The following is a 15608-nucleotide window of genomic DNA, read 5'->3' as shown; positions in this document are numbered from 1 at the left end:
TCCCGAAAACTCTGCGGTACATGCGATATTTTCGCAGGTCAACCCCGGCGGAATCGATATCGGAAATAAGATGGAGACCAGTCGGTTCTGGCGTAGTTACTATTCAGCAAGCTAAACCAGGATCGAAATGAACAACTCGACCGACTCCGGGCCGTGCCAGATCTCGATTTCTTCACGGTAGGCCCGGGTGACCTCGGCCGACGCTGTCGCGTCGTCGACCTGCGCCCAGACGTCCTCTACCGGATCGTGATAGTCGCCGTTCGGCGCGAAACGGGCGTAGACGCCTTTCGGCACCCGCACCAAGACGTCACCCACCGGCACCGCATCCGGGGACGGGTACTCGAAGCAGACCACGGCGTTGTAGTTCCCGGCCGGATCCGGCACGTACACCGTGTACATCGGCCCCTCACCACCCTGACGGTCGCGCAGCCGGTCCTTGAGGAACTCGATCAGGTCGCTGTTGCTGACCTTGAAGCTCGGGCGCACGCGCGGGACGACCAGCCCGCCGTAGACCGCCTCGGCACGCACCACGATCGCATAGCTCATCGCGCGTCGACCGCCAGGTACAGATCGATCTTGTAGGCGTGCGGATAGCACTCGAAATCGCCGGTATAGGTCCGTTTGATCTGGTTGTGTTCCTCGGCGTAGGCGATCTGCGTCCACAGGTCGGTCATCACCTGCGGGAAGTTGCCGACCGAGGAGAAACGGGCGTAGGCGCCGCGCGGCAGGCGCGCGACCAGGTGACCACGGGTGACGTCGTCGAAGGACGCGCACTGATAGCCGACGATCTGGGTGTTGTACGTGCCCAGCTCACCGGTGTAATCGGTGTAGGCGCTGGCCAGCGGGCCGCCGAGCTCCTGGTGCAACACCGCCGCCCAGGCGGCCTCCAGATCGCGGTCACGCAGTTCCCCGAGCGCACGTTTGGGGCTGCGTACCGGCAGCCCGGCAACCCACGTCTCGTCCCGCTCGACGATCTCAAACTGCATGGAAAGACTCTTTCGAAGGAAGCCGGAGGTGAACCACCGCGTCCGGTCGGTCGGAATCGCCATGCTACCAACCCGGACCGGGTGGTACCGATCACATAGCGCGGTCGGCGGCCGCGCGATCACCACGCTGAACTGGACAGATGTCCGAAGCGGTGCCGTCCGGCGGGGACCCGTCGGCGGTCGGCGGCGGCCGGTCGCGCTGAGGCATAGTGGACATGATCGTCCGGTTCGCCCCTTCCGCGGCACCACCGAACGGAGTCCTGATGAACGAGACACCGCCCGCCGACCGCCACCGCGCGCCCGCCCCGGCCGCACGCGGTGACCACGCCGCCGACCCCGGCACCGGGAACTGACGTGTGCCGGTCCATCGCCGAGCTCGACGCGGCGGTCGCCGACTGCTTCGCCTGCCCGCGCCTGGTCGCCTGGCGCGAACTCGTCGCGCGGCAGAAACGCGCCGCCTTCCGCGACCAGACCTATTGGGGCCGTCCGGTGCCCGGATTCGGCCCGGCGGACGCCCGGATGCTGATCGTGGGACTCGCGCCCGCCGCGCACGGCGGCAACCGCACCGGCCGCATGTTCACCGGCGACCGCAGCGGGGACGTGCTCTACGCGGCGCTGTACGCGGTCGGCCTCGCCAACCAGCCGACCGCGGTCGACCGCGACGACGGCCTGCGGCTCGACGGCGTGCGGATCACCGCCCCGGTGCACTGTGCGCCGCCGGACAACAAGCCGACGCCCGAGGAACGGGACCGTTGCGGCCACTGGCTGGACACCGAACTGCGTCTGCTGACACCCACCGTGCGCTCGGTGGTGGTCCTCGGCGCGTTCGGCTGGCAGGCCTTGCTCCCGGTGCTCGCGGGTGCGGGCTGGGTGGTGCCGCGCCCGCGACCGCGGTTCGGCCACGGCGCGCACGTGGAACTGGCCGCCGCCGATGCCGGCCGGAACCCGCTGCATCTGTTCGGCTGCTATCACGTCAGCCAGCAGAACACCTTCACCGGACGACTCACTCCGGCCATGCTGGAGGAGGTGCTGGCCGACGCGGCGGAAACCGCCGGGCTCCAGGTGCGGCGAAGTCACGCGCCGCGCGGGTGACCGTTCGCCCATCGCCGCTCGGTAGCCGGTTCAGACGTGATCGACCAGCGCCGGGTGACCTGCTTCGTGGGCGCAGTGCGCGCAGCAGAAGTAGTCCCCGCGCGCCTCGACGCCGTGCCCGAGGATCCGGCAGGAACAGTGCGTGCACGTCGGGGCCATGGCGTTGATCGCGCATTCGAAACTGTCGAAGGTGGCGGACGTACCGTCGCGGGTGATGGTGAACGTCTTGTCGTACTCGTTTCCGCAGGTGTCGCAGGTGGCCATGGGGTGTCACCGGTCCTCTCGCGTCGATGGACTAGAGCGTCGCAGTTCGCGGTACCCAGCCCCGGTCACGCAAAACGGACCGGCGGACCTCAGGCCAGGCGCAGCGCCTGGACCGGGCAACTGTCCACGACGAGCTGGAGCAGGTCCCGCTCGGGCGAGGTGACCGTGTCGACCGGCGCGACGATCCCGTCCGCGCCGACCCGGAACAGATCGGGAGCCAGTGCTTCGCACATGCCGTGCCCCGCGCACACGGTGCGGTCGGCGACGATTCTCATCGGTCGATCCGCTCCAGCCGGATGGGCAGGCCGTCGGCGGGCACCGGCCCGGTCCCGGCGACCAGCGGCACCTGGTAGCCGTCCGGCACGCTCCAGCGGTACCGCAACAGCATCTGATGGACAACGGCTTTCACCGTCATACCGCCGAAGTAGAGGCCGATGCACTTGTGCGCCCCGCCGCCGAAGGGCGCCCACGCGAAGCGGTGCGATCGGTCCTCGCGGCGATGCTCGGCGAAGCGCTCCGGGTCGAAGGTGTCGGGGTCGTGCCAGTACTCCGCGTTGCGCATGAGCCCGTACGTGCCGCACAGGATGAACGTTCCCTTCGGCAGGTAGTACCCGAGGATGTCGGTGTCGGCGATGGTTTCGCGAACCTGTTGCGCCACCGGCGAGTAGACCCGCAGCGCCTCCTTGAACGCGAGGTCGAGCGAGGGCAGGCGGTCGAGATCGTCGTAGTCCAGCGCGGGCTTGCCCAGCGCGACGGATTCCGCCCGCAGCCGTTCCTGCCATTCCGGATGCCTGCCGAGTTCGTAGACGAGCATGGACGCGGCGATGGTGCTGGTGTCGTGGGCGGCCATCATCACGAAGATCATGTGCTCGACCACTTCCGCGTCGGTGAAGGTCTCGCCGTCGGCGGTGCTCGCCCGGCACAGCACGCTGAACAAATCGTTGCCGCCGCCCGCGCGCTTCGCGGGCAGCTCGCGGCGGAAGTGTTCCTCGAGCACTCGGCGGCCGCGCACGCCCCGGGCCCACACCCCGCCCGGCACGTTCGCCCGGATCAGCGCGGCCCCGCCGCGCACCGCGTCCTCGAAGGCGCGCTCCAGCCGTGCCGCGTCCGCGCTGGGTTCGGCGCCCGCGAAGACTTCGGTGGCCTGCTGGAGCAGCAGTTTCTTGATCGCGCGGTAGACGCGGAAGTCGTCGGCGGGCTCCCAGTTGGCGAGGCCACGGGTGATGCGCGGCGTGGTCATATCGAGGTAGCCGATCAATCGCGGCCGCGTGAATGCCTGCTGCATGACGCGCCGGTGGAACAGGTGGTCGTCGAAATCGCGCAGCAACAATCCACCGCGGAAGAACGGACCGATCAGCCACTCCCAGCCGCGCTGCGCCGACAGCGCCTTGTTCCGATCCAGCATCACCGCCTCGTACCCCTCGGGGCTGCCGAAGGTGACCATCCTGCGGCCGAGCATGCCGAACCACTGCACGGGGCCGAAGCGATCGAATCGCTCTCGCGCGAAGCCGATCGGGTCGGCCAGCGCGTGCACGCTGTACCCGATCCCGGGCAGCCCGAAGTCGCCGAGCACCGGCTTCAGCCCGCTACCCGGCGGTGGATCGGCCAGCGGACGCACGTGCGCCGGGTAACGCGCGACCGCCCGCGCGGCCGCGCGCTGCGCGTGCCACGCCCAGGTGGTCCGCGCCTGGCGGATCGTGCCGGAGACCTCGTCGAACGACTGGGGCACAAGCAGACTCATGACCGTCTTCCCTTCGCGACACTGCGATAGTCCGACGATAGAGGAAACCATCGTTTCCGTAAACATTTGTTTCCCAATTTTGGCTGTGCCAAGCTGACGTGGTGACCCGTACCGTCAGCGGCACCTACCGCGGAGCCTCCACGGCCGAGCGCCGCGAGGACCGGCGCAGGCGGTTGCTCGACGCCGCCCTCGACATCATGGGCACTCAGGGATTGTCGGCATTGACCGTGCGCGGGGTGTGCGAGCAGGCCAAGGTCGGCCCACGCTTCTTCTACGAAGCGTTCCCCGACCGCGACGCGCTCGCCTCCGGCGTGCTGGCCGAGATCCAGCAGGCGGCGCTCGACCGGGCGAAGGCCGCGATCGCCGAGACCACGGGCAAGCCCGCCGACCGAATCCGCGCCGGGGTCGCGGCCCTCATCGTCGAACTCACCGACGACCCGCGGCGCGCGAAGGTGGCGTTCGCCCAGACCTACGGCGACGAAGCGCTCATGCGCAGCCGCTTCGCCGGGATGCGCCAGGTCGCCGACGTCATCATCGAGCAGACGCGTCTGGTGCTGGAACTGCCCGAAGGACAGGACACCGCGATCGCCGCGACCTCCCAGCTGATCACCGGCGGCGCCGCCGAGCTGGTCCTGGTCTGGCTGGACGGCGGCCTCGACGTCGACCGGGACGGGCTCATCGCCCTGCTCGCCGATTTCACCGTGGCCATGCTCGACCGGCTGCCTGCGGTCGCCGGGCGACTGTCCGGCCTCACACCAGATTCCTGATCAGCGACGACATCAGCGGCTCGCGCAACGCGGGCAGGGCGGCGAAGTCGCCCGCGACGACCCGGTTGGTCGCCAGCGAGACGACCGCGCCGATCACCGCCTCCCCCGCCAGCCGCTGATGCGGATGGGTCGCGCCGAGGGTCGCGGCGAATCCGTCGACCAACGCGGCCTGGGTCGCCAGCCGCCGCTCCAGCACCGGCCTCCCCGCCGCGTACGCCTCTACCAGGAAGACCTTCGCGACCTGCGGTTCCTGCGCCAGGGTGGAGAAGTACGCCTCCAGTGCGCGGTCTATCCGCTCGAGCGGCGTGCCGTCGGCCGCGAGCGCTCCCGCGATGCGGGTCATCACGATCTCCACGGCCATGTCGTAGGCGGCGAGGAAACACGCCTCCTTGTTCGCGAAGTGCTGGTAGAACGTCATTCGCGACACCTCGGCCCGCTTCAGTACGTCCGCCACCGTCGCCGCCGCGTACCCCCGGTCCGCGGCCGCCTCGATCATCGCCACCAGCATGCGGGCCCGCTGCGCGGCCACCACCTCTTCCGGCGCGATGCCGTGATTGCCGCCGTGCAGTTTGCCGCCCGCCCGCGCCTTCAGCAACGATCCTCGCTCCACGTTCCGATGCTAAGTTCACCCGCCCGTCGCCCGTCCGCGAATACGGCGGCGACTCTGGGCGCGAATCGGACCGCGAAGGGTGCGAAACGGGGCACAATGGCCGTCCGAGAGTGCTCGATTCGAAAGAAGGAGCGTGATCGACAGTGGACGGCAGGCAGCCGGCGAGACGAAGCGCCCTGGTCGCGGCACTGTGCGCCGGCGCGTTCACGGCGACGGCCCCGGCGACGGCGGGCGAACCCGCGTTCGTGAACATCGGGGTGATCCACACCTTCGGTGACACCTGCTACGGCGAAGGGCATGCGGGCGTCTCCTCGCCCACCGGGACTCCCGGCGCGGCCCGCTTCGGCATCAGCTTCGTCAACCAGACCCCCACGGACGCGCCGTGCACCTTCACCGCGTTCGCCAACTGGCGCAACCTCGACAGCGGCGCCACGGGCACGGTGCCTGTCCTCGTCACCGACAAGACGGCTTCGAACCAGCCGTCCGCAACCGTCTTCGCCGCCTTGCCCACCGGTTCCGGACGCGTGCAAGTCGACGTGACCACCGACTATCCGCACGTGGCGGCCCCGCCGGTCGAGATACGGATCAGCTGAACGTCTGCGGGTCCGGCCTCGGATCATCGCGTTCTTCGGCCGCCGAGCCGCCCGGCATCTTCCACACCGCTACGGCGAATCAGGGAGGAGCACTCGGCAGATCGCGGATATCGGCGGGTGATGGCAATGCGCGGGCCGTGCCCGGCTCCTAGACTGGGGAATTGCGGCACGGTCGACCGTCGAAGCGCCGCGGCGCGTCCGCGGTCGGCAAAACCAGAAGTCCCGATCCAGCAAGGGCCGCTCGGTGGCGGCCCGTTCCCGTGCAGGAGGGCCGCATGCCCGACCCGTTCCATCTGCGAGTCTGCCTGGTCGGCCGAGGTTGCCTCTGCCCCACGGTCACCCTCTTCCTCGCCCCAGAACCGCTGATCCCCGGCGGCAACATGCTGCACGTGGTCGAACAGGATCCCCTCACCGCCGACACCGGCACGCCGACCCCCGACGCCGAAGTGATCGACATGGTCGAGGGCAGCCCGGCCGCCGCAGGCCCGCAACTACGGCCCGAGCTACAGGAGTTCCGGCCCGGACGCCCCGACCCGCATCAGCTCCACGACATCCTGCACGACCATCACATCACCGACGCCGCCCCCATCGGCCTGGACGTCAGCGACCCCGCCGAACTCACCCGCCTGGCCCTACTCCCAGAACACCCCATCGGCTACCGCCGCATAGACGACTTCCAGCAGGAAGCGACCGCCCGCGCGATGCTAGCGGTCTACCGCCTCTTCGAAGTCGACCAGCGAGTCCGCCTCATGTACCACGGCTTCGCCGATCCGGAAACGGGCTGGTTCGCGCTACGGACCGCGACTGCCTGACCGAATGGGCTTCGCCCCACCTATCGGCGCCTCCGCGCCAACTCGGCGCAATGGGAGCCTCGGCGGCCGACGAGTGATGAAGTTCGCTCGCGCGAGGCGGTGGACACCTGCTCCGGATCGGCGCTGACCAACTTCCGAAAAGGCCGGGCGCCGTCGGTAACTTGTCGTCGGGCGAGCAAGCGATCCTCGGCACTGCTCACTCTCGGCCGTCGACCGGCAGGCCGGACGATTCCCGGCGCCGCGGCGGTTTTCCCTTCGCGCCGCGCAGAGCCACCGCCAAAACGACGAATGCCTCGATGACGAACAGGAGGACCGCGCGCCGCTCCACCGGAGCCGTGACGAATGAGCCTCTGCCATCCCGAGTCCTTCCAGCCCTGATCAGCGCCTCGTCCACCTCAAAGCCATCCGGCCACGAATCTCCCGATCCACAGAATTTCCGATATCCACTATTCAGCCGACGCCTTACCTATCGGCTACGGGTCGGCTGAAGAAGAACGAATGCTTCAGCGTGCAGAGTTCTGGATTCGGAGCGACATTCACGCGACAGCCGTTCGAGACTCGGCCAAATGGCGATAATTGCAGCAAGATTCGACATGCTGGGCACCACTCGCTACACCCGACTACATCGATGTCGTCATGGTGGCACCGATCTCACCGCCGGACTCCTCCCCTTGACGCGGCTGGACCTGAAACCTGCACTTCCGGAACAGGTTTCCTGATGCGCTGCGTTGGCGAGCGGCACGCGTCCGGCCGCTGGGCAAGCGGACTCGGCTGCGGCGCCGGTGAGACCTTCGAACGACAGTTTGTGGAGCGGATCACCAAGACCACGTTCCGAGTGGTAGCTCGCCGTACCCCTTGGTAGGTTTCGGCTTGTTCGCGCAGCGTCGCGCATCACCATCAGCCTTTGACTCGCGGAACATCCCCTTCGATCCACAGTTCGTGCGCCTCTTTCGTCTGGAACGAGGCGGGAATCGTCATACCCACACAGCCGCTTTCGCCGTTCTCGACGGCCGAATCGGCGGTTGCGCGCTGCACGCCCCCGATCGCTGCGGGCGTGGCTGTTCTATATCATCGAGCCCTGGAGAACCGGTGGTAACTGCCCTACCTCACCAGCCCGCGGAACTCGACGCGGTCATCTTCGACTACAACGGCGTCATCGGCCTGCAACCCACCGTTCCCATGTGGAGCGAGCTCGCCGAACTCGCTGGATGGCACGCGGACCAGCTCGCTCTCTTCCAGAACGCTTTCTGGAGCGCCCGCGAACCCTACGATTCCGGTGAATTCGACGACGCGGCCTTCTGGACCGCCGTGCTCGGCCGTCGCCCGGACCCGGAACTGCTCACCCGGTTGCGTGCCGTCGACACCGAGCTGTGGACCCGGACCGACGACCGCGTCGTCGCTCTCCTCCACCACGCCCGGCGCGCAGATCTCCCGATGGTGCTGCTCTCCAACGCACCCCACCCGGTCAGCGACGCCCTCGACGCCTCCGACTGGCGCACGGTGCTGACCGACGCGCTCTACTCGGCCCGGCTCGGCATGAACAAACCCCACCCCGACACCTACCGAAACGCGCTCGCCGCAACCGGAGTCCGCGATCCCGGCCGCGTCCTGTTCGTCGACGACCGTGCCGACAACTGCCAAGCCGCCGCCCGCCTCGGCCTACGCACCCTCCACTACACCGGCTCACCCGCCGATATCGAGGTATACCTCCCGCCCACCACCGTCGCCGCGTAGGTCACTGCGCGTCGTCACACGATCTCCGGATCGTCGGCAACACCGCCACCAATGCTGGACACGAGCCTGATCAGACGCTCGGCTGGGATAGCCCAGCCGAGTGTTCACGTGGCGCCCGCTCGAGCCACCATGACCGGACTCGCCGAGAGAAGCCAACCGCCGAGCTACTGCGCAATCCGGCGCCTCCTACTCCACTCCGTACTCGCAGCGATGTTCGCGGGTGGCTCCGACCGATGTCGGCATTGGGCACGAGCAGCGCCGTTGGGCTAACTGACCCGGGGACGGAGCGGGAGAGTCCCAGCTCGTCTCCTGTGTTTACGTTCCCATGTGTCGCGCTCAATCGTCCGACGGGCGGCGCGTCGGGCGCGGCGATGACCGAAACGATGTACCCGAACGCTGGCTGCACCCTGTAGATGGCACCGGCCATGGCACCAGGTTTCCTGTTGTAGAACGCACCACATCGCCCGCCGTCTGCGCCCGGAACGGGGGCTGACGGGCTGACAAGCGCCCGAATTGCCGCCAAGCCCCAACACGTGGCCGGTCGGGCCGGACAGGGCGAAATCCGCGCCGTGGTGCGGATCTGCGCTCTCGTCCTACATCCTGAGCGCCGCCTGGTCGCGGGTGCGCACCTCTGCTTCACTGATTCGGTGCCCTCAGCCAGCGCCACTACCCGAATCCGCACACTCGACGGTCTCCATCTCGCAGCTACCCTCGTTACTCCCGAGCAGCCAGCGTCGCGTGCCGTTCTGCTGGTGCATGGCGGGGGCGTCACCCGCGAGGAGGGTGGCTTCTTCACTCGCCTGGCCGCGGGCTTGTCCGGTGTCGGCATCGCCTCGCTTCGCTTCGATCTTCGTGGTCATGGCGAGAGCGAGGGCCGACAGGAGGAGCTGACGCTTTCCACCATCCTGAACGACATCCGCGTCGGTCTGGCGCACCTCCGAGACGCCACCGGCGCGGACGAGCTGAGCCTCCTCGGTGCGAGTTTCGGCGGTGGCATCTGCGGTTACTACGCCGCCAAGCGTCCGGACGAACTGGCGCGGCTGGTCCTGCTCAATCCGCAGTTCGACTACAAGAAGCGAACCATCGACACCCGGCCGTACTGGACGGACGACGTCATCAACGACGAGGCTGCCCGCGAACTGAACGAGACCAGCGCCATTCAGTTCACACCGACGCTCAAGCATGGCCGCCCACTCCTGAACGAAGTGTTCTGGCTAAAGCCGAACGAGGTGCTCGGCGAGATCAAGACGCCGACCCTCATCGTCCATGGCAATGCCGACACACTGGTGCCGATCGACGGCTCGCGCGCCGCGGTCGCTCAGTTCACCCCACCTGTCGAACTGGTGGAGATCGACGGCTCGCAGCACGGCTTCGCCGTCCACGATGATCCGCAGTATCGCAACCCCAAGAGCCAGGAGTACCAGGCCGAAGTCATCGGCATCGTGGCGCAGTGGCTACGGCATTAGGATGTCGATTAGCATTCGGACACTCGGCCGGTTGCGCCACGGGTCAAGCGCCCGAACAACTTCGACCACAACGTTCATGGTGCGCTCGGATCTGGTTTTCCTGGCTACAGTGACCGCTGTGGCGGCAACGGTCGCCGCTTCATAGGGTTCACCGCCAAGCGCGAGCGCCTTGGCCTGCCGAGCTCCGAACAGGCCGCTGTAGCGCTTGGAGAGGGTGCCGCCCGCCAGCACATCACCGAAAAGTTGCACCGCCTGGTGCGGCTTGCCCGCTTCGGTATAGCAACAGGCCGAGCGTACGAGCAGCGTGCTGAGCACCACCGCCTGCCGCACCAGATCCAGCGAGTCATCCGCGCGACCGTCAAGTCCGGCATGCGCGAGCTGACCAGCGAAGCGCAAGCGGCTATGCGTCGTATTCGGTCGGCGTTGGTGACCTCTTCTTAGCCGGAAAAGTGCACCCCGACCCTGTCTCGGGGCGGCAGTCAAGGAACTTCCCTCTCCCCTGGCTGGAGCACTTCGGGCATAGCTGCCGAGCTCATCGCTGCAGGCACGCCCAGCTTTTCGAGGCCGTACAAAATGCTTCTTGACTGCCGCCGACGAGTCCGGCTGTAGGGGTCCGGATCTTCTTGCGGGAGTGTCGGCTCCCGGTGCGATGCTGTGCGGGTGACTCCGTGGCTCCCGCTAATCAGCTCGCTCGTCATCGCCTCCGTGACGCTCGTCGGCGTCCGGATCAACAATCGCACGAACCGAGCTGCAATTGCCGCTGCCGACGAGCGTGAGTACCGGAAGTGGCAGCGGGAGACGGTGCTCCGTCAGTGCGCTGAGGCGACCGAGACTGCTCTACTTGCACATGACGAGTACCACAACTTGTACCTGCTCGATATCAAAGCTGGGCGTGACGAGGTCAGCGCGGCAGCCGGTGAACTCGTAGCAGCGACTGATGAGTGCATACGCAAACTCGGCGCCAACATAGCAGTGCTCAATATGCTCAATGCCCGTAAAACAGCTGAGCAATGCAAAGAGATGCAGTCCATCGTGATCGATATGTACTACACGGCCCAAAACCTGGCAAAAAATAGCAGCCGAGGCGAGCTGTGGGGTGAGCTCGATGGCTATTTGGACACGATGGCGAAACTACCCGAGCAATTTGCGCAGGTGGCGAACACCGAGATGCACCGACTTGGCCAGTCCAACCCAGGCCAACGCATCAACCCCATTCGAGCACGTTTCCGTCGTGCCCTCCGCGCTGACGAATGAGCGCTGGCCTCGGATAGTCTCGACTCCCGTCGCTTCTTTGCTTGTTGCAGGTTCTGTGCCACAGTCATTGTGGGATACCCCGTGTGTTTCGAGTTGCGCGTGCAGAACTTTCGACACCGCGACGTGGTCCGCTGCGCACAACGCAGAGATTTCAACCCCCTTGGGGCGGATGATGCGCGGCGTCATGAGTCCTCACGTTGTGCGCGCCAGTTGCGCAGCGCCCTCGTCGCACGGTTACTGCCCCACCCGAGCCGGTCTTGCACTTCACGTCTGGACTTTGGTGGTGGGTCGAGCCGATTGAGTTCGGTTGTGTCGGCGGCGATTCGGTCGGGATCGGTACCTGTTGATGGAGAAATCGGCTGGTGGGCGGTCACCGGCTTTCGGGGCACGGATGACGGCCCCTAGGACGCCATCGCCGCGTGAGCCGGGTTCGAGGCGGAACAATCCCGCCGGCGGCTCCTTGCCGCCGGTTGGGCAGTGCTGTCGCTCTCGATCAGTGCCGGGGCGAATGTGAAGGCAGTTCAGACCATGCTCGGCCACAAGTCGGCCGCGATGACGCTCGACACCTACGCCGATCTCTTCCCGGATGATCTCGAAGCCGTCTCGGACGCTCTGGACAGGGCAGCGCGCGCAAGTGTGGGCAAAAAGTGGGCAGCAAGCTAGCCGCGCTTTCGCTCTAACGAAAACACCGCCCGACCTTTCCCGGGTCGAGCGGTGTTCTCGCAGCTGTGGAGCTAAGGGGAATCGAACCCCTGACCTTCTCGATGCGAACGAGACGCGCTACCAACTGCGCTATAGCCCCGTGCGGTTCCGGGGAACCGCGCTGTGACACTGTATCAGGCCAGCCCCCCAGACTCCGAATCGGCACCCTGACCTGCGGAGATAAGCCAGGTCTACGCGCCCGCCGCGCGGCGCATGTCGCCGCCGGTGCGGGTGCGCAGGGCGCGGGCCGTGGCCGGGTCGAAGGGGTCGAGGTGGGCGAACGCGGGGTCTTCGTCGTCCGGCTCGATCAGGGTGGAGCGGCGGCGTAGGGCGCGGGCGGTGTCGCGGTCCATGGCGCCGCGCGGGGCGCGGGTGCGGCGGCTCCGTGGATCGGCTTCGCCCTGGTGGCCGCGGTTGAGGCGGGCGGCGCGCCTGCGGCGGATCTCCTCCTCCATCCGCACCTGCTTGCGCAGGTAGGCCAGGTAGGTCACCAGCACGGTGACGGCGAGCCCGCAGGCCCACCACAGCAAGGGGGTGACCACGAGCGCGAGGGCGCCGGACAGGATGGCGGTGAGCAGCAAGCCGAGCACGGCCCGCTGCCGGAAGGTGTAGCGGGCCGCGCGGGCGATGGCGTCGGCCTCGGGGTCGAAGCCGCCGCGGCCACGGCGGTTGGGGACGAAATCCGGTTCGGCCGAGTCCGTCTCGTCGTAGTCGTCGTAGTCGTCGTAGTCGTCGTAGTCGACGCGGGCGGGCACGGTAGAGCGCGCAGGCGGGATTCTGGCCGCGACCGGCTCGGGGTGGTGTGCGCCCACGCCGTCATCATCGGTCTCCGCGTCGATCTTCGCAGCGACTTCGCCGGCTTCGTCGTCCGTCTCGTCCGCGTCGGGTGCTGGGGGCTCGTAGTCGTCTCCCACGGCGTCGTCCGGTTCGGCCTCAGCGATGTCGGATGCCGCCGCGTCGTCGGCCGCGGGCAGGTTCTCCTCGTCGGTCTCGGTGACGGGCTCGTCGGCCGGTGTCGTCATCCGGTCCTCCGCATCATCGCTGTGGGGATACTTTCTCGGTACGCGGCGGGGCCGCCAGTTCGGATCGGTTTCGTGCCCGGCGGCCGGGCCTTTCCTGAGACGTCGTTTGCCGCCGCCGCGGTGCAGGACCCTGGTCGCCAGCGCGGCGTCGGTGGTCCGGCGGATTCTCGGGTGGCGATCGGCGAGGATCGGGAAAAGGACGAAGACCCAGAGCACGACCAGCCCGATCCACAGGATCGAATTCGGCATCGCGTCAGCACCTCCGTCCCGCCTGGATTTTGTCCGGCTCGGCCCGCGAGCGGTGCGTGACACGCCCCGCGCTCGGCCGGCCCCCGTCCGACGCAGCGGCGCGGACGCCGGTCCCCTCGCAGGCTCTGTGCCGATGACGCAAGACGCACCATCGACGTCCGTAGGCTAATTCCGGGTAGCACCAAGTTCCGGCAGGCGCGCCGTGCACATCCGCCACACCTGTCACATTTCTACCAATGTCACCGCGGCTCGGTGGCCGGATCTACTGGAGGGTGACGCGCCCCTCTCGCACCAGCCGGTCCAGGACCGTTCCGGCCAGTTCCTCGACGGTGATGCCGACCAGCAGGTGATCCCGCCAGGCGCCGTCCACGTCGAGGTAGCGCCGCAGCAGCCCCTCCTCCCGGAAACCGACATTGCGCAGTACCGCCTGACTGGCCAGATTCTCCGGTCGCACGGTCGCCTCGACTCGATGCAGACCGACCGGCCCGAAGCAGTGGTCCAGCCCGAGCGCCAACGCCGCCGTCGCGACGCCTTGCCCGCTGAGATCCTTGGCCACCCAATAACCGATCCAGGCCGAACGCAGTGCGCCCCGCACGATATTGCCGACGGTCAACTGCCCGCTGAACGCACCGTCGACCTCGATCACCAGCGGGATCATCGCGCCGCGCCTGGCCTCCGCCTTCAGGCTCGACCACAGCGAGGGCCAGTTGGAGGCGTGGTTGCGCGCCTCCCACGATCCGCGGCCGGTCGGCTCCCACGGCTCGAGATGCGCTCTGTCGCGCAACCGGATCCGGCTCCAGGCCGCCGCGTCGCGCAGCCGCACCGGACGCAGAGTCACTTGACCGGCGGCCACCCGCACCGGGCCCAGTCGCGCGGGCCACCCCGGATGCTGGGTGGCCCGGAAGACATTCATGGCGTCCACGTCTCAGCCGCGCTGCGCGAGAAAGGCGACCTGGACTTCGTCACCGGTGCGGATCTCGGTGTCGTCCGGGTCGATCACGATCAAGCTGTTCGCCTCGGCCAGCGTGGCGAGCAGGTGGGAAGAGGAGTTTCCGTTGCCGAGGGGCTGCACAAGGTATTCGCCGGTCGCTTCGTCCCGCATGAGCTGCGCGCGCAGGTAACCCCTGCGACCGTCCATGGAGCTGATCGGCGTGATGGTCCGGGCGCTGATGATCCGGCGCATGGGATGCCTGCGGCCCAACGCGATTCGGATCAAGGGCCGCACCATCACCTCGAACACCACCAGCGCGCTCACCGGGTTGGAGGGAAGCAGGAACGTCGGCACTTCGTCGCGGCCGAGCCGGCCGAAGCCCTGCACGGAGCCGGGATGCATGGCCACCCGGGTGATTTCGAGCTCGCCGAGCCCTTCCAGCGCCTCCTGAACCTGTTCGGAAGCCCAGCCGCCGACCGCGCCCGCGATGACGACCACCTCGGCGCGCACCAGCTGTCCCTCCACCGCGTCGCGCAAGCGGCGCGGATCGGAACTGACGATGCCGACGCGGTTGACGTCCGCGCCGGCATCCCGCGCGGCCGCGGCCAGCGCGTAGGAGTTCACGTCGTAGACCTGGCCGGGGCCGGGTGTGCGGTCGATGTCGATCAGCTCGCCGCCCACCGAGAGCACCGATAGTCGCGGGCGCGGGTGCACCAGCACCTTGTCCTGACCGACAGCGGCGAGCAGACCTACTTGCGCCGCGCCGATGATGGTTCCCGCGCGCACCGCGACATCTCCCGGCTGGACGTCGTCCCCGATCCGCCGCACGTAGTCGCCGGAGCGCACCGGCTCGTACACCTTGATCCTGGCCCGCCCGCCGTCGGTGAAATCCAGCGGGAGCACCGCGTCGGCGAGGGTCGGCATCGGCGCGCCGGTGTCCACCCGGACGGTCTGGCGGGGCTGCAAGCGGATCGGCTGACGCGAACCGGCGACCACCTCGCCGACCACCGGGAGGGTCAGGTCGACGAGATTGCCCTCTTCGTCGCGAATGTCGGCCCCGGCCGAGGCCACGTCGACGCTGCGCACGGCGTAGCCATCGATGGCGGCCTGGTCGAAGCCGGGCAACGGACGCTCGGTGACGACGTCCTCGGCACACAGCAGGCCCTGGGCCTCGGAGATCGCGACCCGAACCGGCCGGGGCGCGACCGCCGCGGCGGTCACCTTGATCTGCTGATCCTCAACCGAGCGCATCCAGCCCTTCCTGATCCTCTCCGCACTCCATCCGATCTCGCCTGCACGGGCGTGCGATCCCGCCGCGGCGCAGGCGCATTCGCGCACGCACCGCGGTGAACCATCATTCGTACCCGACGCTCCACGCTCGGCGA

Annotated in this window: 17 protein-coding genes, 1 tRNA gene and 1 pseudogene; 8 read left to right on the top strand and 11 right to left on the bottom strand. The window is 67.9% G+C overall.

Annotated features, from left to right (window positions below):
• Window positions 1-111: 111 nt before the first annotated feature.
• Together QMG86_RS02975 and QMG86_RS02970 are read right to left on the bottom strand one after the other, a co-directional pair.
• Window positions 112-546 (bottom strand): effector binding domain-containing protein, encoded by a 435-nt coding sequence (locus tag QMG86_RS02975; protein WP_281877535.1) that lies wholly within the window; start codon window positions 544-546, stop codon window positions 112-114.
• A complete protein-coding gene (locus QMG86_RS02970; protein WP_039801088.1) occupies window positions 543-986 on the bottom strand; it encodes a GyrI-like domain-containing protein in 444 nt (147 codons plus the stop codon). The genes QMG86_RS02975 and QMG86_RS02970 overlap by 4 nt, the downstream gene beginning before the upstream one ends.
• Before the next feature lie 354 nt (window positions 987-1340).
• Between QMG86_RS02970 and QMG86_RS02965 the strand changes: the two genes are divergently transcribed.
• Window positions 1341-2078 carry a uracil-DNA glycosylase gene (locus QMG86_RS02965; protein ID WP_281877533.1) on the top strand — a complete coding sequence of 246 codons (738 nt, stop codon included), beginning with the start codon at window positions 1341-1343 and terminating at the stop codon, window positions 2076-2078.
• Between the two features lie 30 nt (window positions 2079-2108).
• Here the strand turns inward: QMG86_RS02965 and QMG86_RS02960 are convergent, their stop codons facing one another.
• From QMG86_RS02960 to QMG86_RS02950, 3 genes are all read right to left on the bottom strand, one after another.
• Window positions 2109-2342: a hypothetical protein gene (locus QMG86_RS02960; RefSeq protein WP_159842948.1), complete on the bottom strand. Its 234-nt coding sequence runs from the start codon at window positions 2340-2342 to the stop codon at window positions 2109-2111.
• 89 nt (window positions 2343-2431) lie between these two features.
• The gene (locus QMG86_RS02955) at window positions 2432-2617 is read right to left on the bottom strand and encodes a ferredoxin (protein ID WP_281877532.1); all 186 of its coding nucleotides are present in this window, start codon (window positions 2615-2617) and stop codon (window positions 2432-2434) included.
• Window positions 2614-4083 (bottom strand): cytochrome P450, encoded by a 1470-nt coding sequence (locus QMG86_RS02950; protein WP_281877531.1) that lies wholly within the window; start codon window positions 4081-4083, stop codon window positions 2614-2616. The genes QMG86_RS02955 and QMG86_RS02950 overlap by 4 nt, the downstream gene beginning before the upstream one ends.
• 101 nt (window positions 4084-4184) lie before the next feature.
• Between QMG86_RS02950 and QMG86_RS02945 the strand changes: the two genes are divergently transcribed.
• Window positions 4185-4850: a TetR/AcrR family transcriptional regulator gene (locus QMG86_RS02945; RefSeq protein ID WP_159842942.1), complete on the top strand. Its 666-nt coding sequence runs from the start codon at window positions 4185-4187 to the stop codon at window positions 4848-4850.
• On the opposite strand, the gene QMG86_RS02940 is transcribed toward QMG86_RS02945, so the two are convergent.
• Window positions 4834-5460, bottom strand: a complete 627-nt coding sequence (locus QMG86_RS02940; RefSeq protein ID WP_281877529.1) for a TetR/AcrR family transcriptional regulator — start codon at window positions 5458-5460, stop codon at window positions 4834-4836. The two genes, QMG86_RS02945 and QMG86_RS02940, sit on opposite strands and share 17 nt — an antisense overlap.
• A gap of 143 nt (window positions 5461-5603) precedes the next feature.
• Between QMG86_RS02940 and QMG86_RS02935 the strand changes: the two genes are divergently transcribed.
• The 4 genes from QMG86_RS02935 (at window position 5604) to QMG86_RS02920 (ending at window position 10065) form a co-directional block, all read left to right on the top strand.
• On the top strand, window positions 5604-6053 hold the full coding sequence (locus QMG86_RS02935) for a hypothetical protein (protein WP_281877528.1): 450 nt from the start codon (window positions 5604-5606) through the stop codon (window positions 6051-6053).
• Window positions 6054-6328: 275 nt separating this feature from the next.
• Window positions 6329-6865 carry a hypothetical protein gene (locus QMG86_RS02930; RefSeq protein WP_281877527.1) on the top strand — a complete coding sequence of 179 codons (537 nt, stop codon included), beginning with the start codon at window positions 6329-6331 and terminating at the stop codon, window positions 6863-6865.
• A 1089-nt stretch (window positions 6866-7954) separates the two neighbouring features.
• Entirely contained in the window at window positions 7955-8599 is a 645-nt protein-coding gene (locus QMG86_RS02925; protein ID WP_281877526.1) for an HAD family hydrolase, read from the top strand.
• Between the two features lie 647 nt (window positions 8600-9246).
• Complete coding sequence (locus QMG86_RS02920) at window positions 9247-10065, top strand: alpha/beta hydrolase (RefSeq protein WP_281877524.1); 819 nt, start codon at window positions 9247-9249, stop codon at window positions 10063-10065.
• Here QMG86_RS02920 and QMG86_RS02915 read toward each other — a convergent pair.
• A complete protein-coding gene (locus QMG86_RS02915; protein WP_281877523.1) occupies window positions 10054-10461 on the bottom strand; it encodes a hypothetical protein in 408 nt (135 codons plus the stop codon). The two genes, QMG86_RS02920 and QMG86_RS02915, sit on opposite strands and share 12 nt — an antisense overlap.
• A 264-nt stretch (window positions 10462-10725) precedes the next feature.
• Between QMG86_RS02915 and QMG86_RS02910 the strand changes: the two genes are divergently transcribed.
• Both QMG86_RS02910 and QMG86_RS02905 read left to right on the top strand, forming a co-directional pair.
• Window positions 10726-11319 carry a hypothetical protein gene (locus QMG86_RS02910; RefSeq protein ID WP_281877522.1) on the top strand — a complete coding sequence of 198 codons (594 nt, stop codon included), beginning with the start codon at window positions 10726-10728 and terminating at the stop codon, window positions 11317-11319.
• 483 nt (window positions 11320-11802) lie between these two features.
• Window positions 11803-11982, top strand: a pseudogene (locus QMG86_RS02905) (site-specific integrase); the annotation flags it as partial.
• 66 nt (window positions 11983-12048) lie between these two features.
• On the opposite strand, the gene QMG86_RS02900 reads toward QMG86_RS02905, so the two are convergent.
• The 4 genes from QMG86_RS02900 to glp form a co-directional block, all read right to left on the bottom strand.
• Window positions 12049-12121, bottom strand: a tRNA-Ala gene (locus QMG86_RS02900).
• A gap of 91 nt (window positions 12122-12212) precedes the next feature.
• Window positions 12213-13292 (bottom strand): divisome protein SepX/GlpR, encoded by a 1080-nt coding sequence (gene sepX / locus QMG86_RS02895; RefSeq protein ID WP_281877521.1) that lies wholly within the window; start codon window positions 13290-13292, stop codon window positions 12213-12215.
• Window positions 13293-13554: 262 nt separating this feature from the next.
• Complete coding sequence (locus QMG86_RS02890) at window positions 13555-14205, bottom strand: GNAT family N-acetyltransferase (RefSeq protein WP_281877520.1); 651 nt, start codon at window positions 14203-14205, stop codon at window positions 13555-13557.
• Window positions 14206-14217: 12 nt separating this feature from the next.
• Window positions 14218-15474, bottom strand: a complete 1257-nt coding sequence (gene glp, locus QMG86_RS02885; RefSeq protein ID WP_281877519.1) for a molybdotransferase-like divisome protein Glp — start codon at window positions 15472-15474, stop codon at window positions 14218-14220.
• Between the last annotated feature and the right edge of the window lie 134 nt (window positions 15475-15608).

It is taken from the genome of Nocardia sputorum, assembly GCF_027924405.1.
GTDB lineage: Bacteria > Actinomycetota > Actinomycetes > Mycobacteriales > Mycobacteriaceae > Nocardia > Nocardia sputorum.
The sequence above is the reverse complement of the archived record's forward strand: the minus strand, read 5'-3'. Positions and strand labels throughout refer to the sequence as shown.

What these genes read in the sequence shown, in the direction of transcription:
- QMG86_RS02975 (WP_281877535.1), bottom strand. Translation starts at nt 546, where the DNA reads ATGAGCTATGCGATCGTGGTGCGTGCCGAGGCGGTCTACGGCGGGCTG.
- QMG86_RS02970 (WP_039801088.1), bottom strand. Translation starts at nt 986, where the DNA reads ATGCAGTTTGAGATCGTCGAGCGGGACGAGACGTGGGTTGCCGGGCTG.
- QMG86_RS02960 (WP_159842948.1), bottom strand. Translation starts at nt 2,342, where the DNA reads ATGGCCACCTGCGACACCTGCGGAAACGAGTACGACAAGACGTTCACC.
- QMG86_RS02955 (WP_281877532.1), bottom strand. Translation starts at nt 2,617, where the DNA reads ATGAGAATCGTCGCCGACCGCACCGTGTGCGCGGGGCACGGCATGTGC.
- QMG86_RS02950 (WP_281877531.1), bottom strand. Translation starts at nt 4,083, where the DNA reads ATGAGTCTGCTTGTGCCCCAGTCGTTCGACGAGGTCTCCGGCACGATC.
- QMG86_RS02930 (WP_281877527.1), top strand. Translation starts at nt 6,329, where the DNA reads ATGCCCGACCCGTTCCATCTGCGAGTCTGCCTGGTCGGCCGAGGTTGC.
- sepX (WP_281877521.1), bottom strand. Translation starts at nt 13,292, where the DNA reads ATGCCGAATTCGATCCTGTGGATCGGGCTGGTCGTGCTCTGGGTCTTC.
- QMG86_RS02890 (WP_281877520.1), bottom strand. Translation starts at nt 14,205, where the DNA reads ATGAATGTCTTCCGGGCCACCCAGCATCCGGGGTGGCCCGCGCGACTG.
- glp (WP_281877519.1), bottom strand. Translation starts at nt 15,474, where the DNA reads ATGCGCTCGGTTGAGGATCAGCAGATCAAGGTGACCGCCGCGGCGGTC.